Source organism: Accumulibacter sp., from assembly GCF_031732815.1.
GTDB lineage: Bacteria > Pseudomonadota > Gammaproteobacteria > Burkholderiales > Rhodocyclaceae > Accumulibacter.
Window position 1 is genome coordinate 1 of sequence record NZ_JAVMKF010000239.1, and the last position, 3,192, is coordinate 3,192.

General features: G+C 62.2%; 3 protein-coding genes. All 3 read left to right on the forward strand.

Annotated elements, in window-relative coordinates; genetic code table 11:
• Window positions 1-155: 155 nt before the first annotated feature.
• Genes RKP46_RS14725 through RKP46_RS14735 form a run of 3 tightly spaced genes read left to right on the forward strand, consistent with a single transcriptional unit; the run spans window position 156 to window position 3,092 of the window.
• On the forward strand, window positions 156-1,115 hold the full coding sequence (locus RKP46_RS14725) for a tyrosine-type recombinase/integrase (RefSeq protein WP_311107334.1): 960 nt from the start codon (window positions 156-158) through the stop codon (window positions 1,113-1,115).
• Window positions 1,112-2,086: a tyrosine-type recombinase/integrase gene (locus RKP46_RS14730; RefSeq protein ID WP_311107335.1), complete on the forward strand. Its 975-nt coding sequence runs from the start codon at window positions 1,112-1,114 to the stop codon at window positions 2,084-2,086. Before RKP46_RS14725 ends, RKP46_RS14730 begins: the two co-directional genes overlap by 4 nt.
• Window positions 2,079-3,092, forward strand: coding sequence for a tyrosine-type recombinase/integrase (locus tag RKP46_RS14735; RefSeq protein ID WP_311107336.1), 1,014 nt, complete (start codon window positions 2,079-2,081; stop codon window positions 3,090-3,092). The genes RKP46_RS14730 and RKP46_RS14735 overlap by 8 nt, the downstream gene beginning before the upstream one ends.
• The last annotated feature ends 100 nt before the right edge of the window (window positions 3,093-3,192 follow it).

Below are 3,192 nucleotides of genomic sequence, written 5' to 3' on the forward strand. Positions count from 1 at the left end.
GGCCGATTATGCAAAGCCAGCGATTATGGAAAGTAGCCGGGGTGGCTGTGGCTAAGAAGCAGGAAGGAAGGAGCTTTGCAGCGGCCGGCATCCCCGCGAGCTCGACATAATTTCCTCGGTCTCCTGAAGTAGTAGTTCCACTTCAGGAGACCGTTATGAGCCAGATCTCTTCGCCCCCGGTTACGCCAAGTACGCATCCAGCGCCGGCGCTCTCCGATCACATCACCGCGGAACTGCGCCGCTACGACGAACACCTGCACGATGTCCGTGGGTTGGCTGAGGGCACTCGCAGGCAGCGAGTTCGCGTCGTAAGACGGCTGCTGCAAGAGCAATTCGCTGATCGCCCAATCGATGTTGCCAAGCTGCATCCGGATGACGTGCGCAGCTTTCTTGCCAGGCAACTGGAGGCGCACTGGTCACACGCCAAGGCATCTCTGCTGGCTTCGGCCTTGCGAAGCTACTTCCGCTACCGGGCCACCTGCGGCGATCGGGTCGGTAGGCTGACCGCAGTCATTTCAAACCCGGTCCACTGGAAGCTGGCGTCATTGCCACGGGCGCTCAATCCCGATGATGCTGATCGCCTGCTGAAGTCCTTTGCCACCGCCAGGCGGTGGCCAAAGCGTGGCCATGCCATCGCCCGGTGCGCATTGGACCTGGGGCTCCGCGCCGGTGAGATTGCCCGTCTCATGATCTGCGACATCGACTGGAGCGCAGGGACGGTGAGGCTCAGGGGGACGAAGTCGCTGCGGGAGGACATCCTGCCGTTGCCGATGGAAACGGGGCAGGCACTGGCCGACTATCTCCAACATGAACGCCCAACCACCCGCCATCCCGCCCTCTTCGTGCGATGTCGGGACGGGCGCGATCAGCCCATCACATCGACGGCCATTCAGAAGGTCATCAAACGAGCCTGCTGCCGAATCGGTCTGGCGCACTCCAGCGCGCATGCACTTCGCCATACCTTGGCGTGCCGCCTGGTCGAGAGCGGCAGTTCGCTCAAGGAGGTTGCCGATGTTCTGCGCCACCGTTCGCTGAACACTACGTTGATCTACGCCAAGCTCGATACGCCGCAGCTGTCTGCCGTCCCGCTGCCGTGGCCTGGGAGTGGATCATGAGTCCCCGCATCAGCTTGCAGGCGAGAATCAACGACTATCTCGCCGAGCGTCGTCGCCTGGGTTTCCAGCTGCGATCACGGGACACGCTCCTTGCCGACTTTGCACACTTCGTTGCAGATAGGCATCACCAAGGACCGCTGACCGTCGAGCTCATGACCGAGTGGGCACGTCAGGGCAAAGGCGGCCGAGGATCACCGGCAACCTGGGCGGCCCGCTTGGCCAGACTGAGGCATTTCATCCGTTACCTGAAACAGTTCGAGCCGGAGACCGAGGTCCCGGATGAGCTGATCTTCGGCCCGGAACCGGGACGCGTGGCGCCGCACATCTACCATGAAGAGGAGATCGTCGAACTGCTGTCGGCTGCGCGGCAGCTCAGGCCTCAGGGCAGTTTGCGTCCCGCTACCTTCGAGACGCTGTTTGGCCTGATGGCCTCAACCGGCTTGCGAGTTTCGGAAGCCATTCATCTGCGCGACGCCGATGTCGATCTAAAACGCGGAATGCTGATCATCCGGCAGACCAAGTTTGCCAAGTCCCGCCAGTTGCCGGTGCACGCCAGCACCGTCAAAGCACTGGCTCGCTACCGGCGGCTACGGGCTCGGCACGTTCCCACGACGGCCGACATGCCGTTTCTGATCAGCAGCCGTGGCCAACGACTGGGGGCGCCACTCGGAGAGCGGCAGGCGCACCGCGTCTTCAACGCCTTACGCGACAGCCTGGGCTGGGTGAATCGCGGCGCTCATGCGGCGCCACGGTTGCATGACCTGCGCCATACCTTTGCCGTCCGGCGGCTGGTGCTCTGGCATGCGGAAGGTGCCGACGTGAATCAGAAGATCTTGGCGCTATCGACCTACCTCGGACATGCCGAAATCTTCTACACGTACTGGTATCTCACCGCGGTGCCGGAATTGATGGCCCTCGCTGGCGGCAAGTTCGAACGCTTCGTCGATCTGCCGGGAGACGGTGATGAGTAAGCCTACGAGCTCACCCCCGTCATTTGCCGCACTCGTCCAAGCTTACTTCGCCGAGTACCTGACCCAGCAACGCGCCCTCAGCGCGCAGACCATCGCCACCTACCGGGATGCCTTCGTGTTGTTCCTCGGCTTTGCCGAATCCCGACTGGGCAAGTCACCGGCCACCATCCTGCTAGGGGACATCACACCGGCGTTGATCATGGCCTTCCTCGATCACTTGGAACGAGAGCGGCGCAACTGCGTGCGCAGCCGAAACGCCCGCCTGGCGGCCTTGCGCTCGTTCCTGAAGTTCGTTGCCCATCGGGATGTGACGTCGTTGCAAGTGATTGAGAGCGCCCTGGGGGTGCCGGTGAAACGCTTTGAGCAACCGATGCTTGGCTACCTGTCCCGCGAAGAAATGTTGGCGGTGATTGGCACACCGGACGAAACCTGGCTGAGTCAGCGGGACCATGTACTGTTCCTGCTGCTCTACAACACCGGGGCACGGGTGTCGGAGGTCACCGGCATCAAGGTCGGCGATGTCGTGCTCGATGCGGGCGCAGCCTGCGTTCATCTGCATGGCAAAGGCCGCAAGCAACGCAGCGTTCCTCTGTGGCGCTCAACCGTCAGGGCCGTGCGGGTCTGGCTGCGGCGGAATCCGCAGCTCGAGGCAGCATCCCCCTTGTTCCCCAGCCGCAATGGCCAGGCAATGACGCGAGCCAATGTGGCTCTGAGATTGGCGCGAGCCGTGCATTCGGCCAGCAGCACCTTCCCTGATCTGACGAAACGGCACATCTCGCCGCACACCATTCGGCATACGACGGCGATGCACCTTCTACAGGCCGGCGTCGACATCAGCGTGATTGCGCTTTGGCTCGGACACGAGAGCCCGGTGACCACCCATCACTACGTTGAAGCGGACTTGGCCATGAAGGAGCGCGCGCTGGCCAGGCTCCATGAACCAGACGCCAAGATCCAGCGCTACCGGGCGCCCGACTCGCTGATCGACTTCCTGAAGACGCTGTGATTATGTAAAGGTCGGAATGCTTGCCTGCCGCTGCCCTTCAGTGTTTGACGGGCATTCCGATCTGCCACTTTCCATAATCGCTGGCTTTGCATAATCGGCC

Bases quoted from the DNA above. Each gene is read 5' to 3' on its own strand.
- RKP46_RS14725 (WP_311107334.1), top strand. From the start codon at position 156: ATGAGCCAGATCTCTTCGCCCCCGGTTACGCCAAGTACGCATCCAGCG.
- RKP46_RS14730 (WP_311107335.1), top strand. From the start codon at position 1,112: ATGAGTCCCCGCATCAGCTTGCAGGCGAGAATCAACGACTATCTCGCC.
- RKP46_RS14735 (WP_311107336.1), top strand. From the start codon at position 2,079: ATGAGTAAGCCTACGAGCTCACCCCCGTCATTTGCCGCACTCGTCCAA.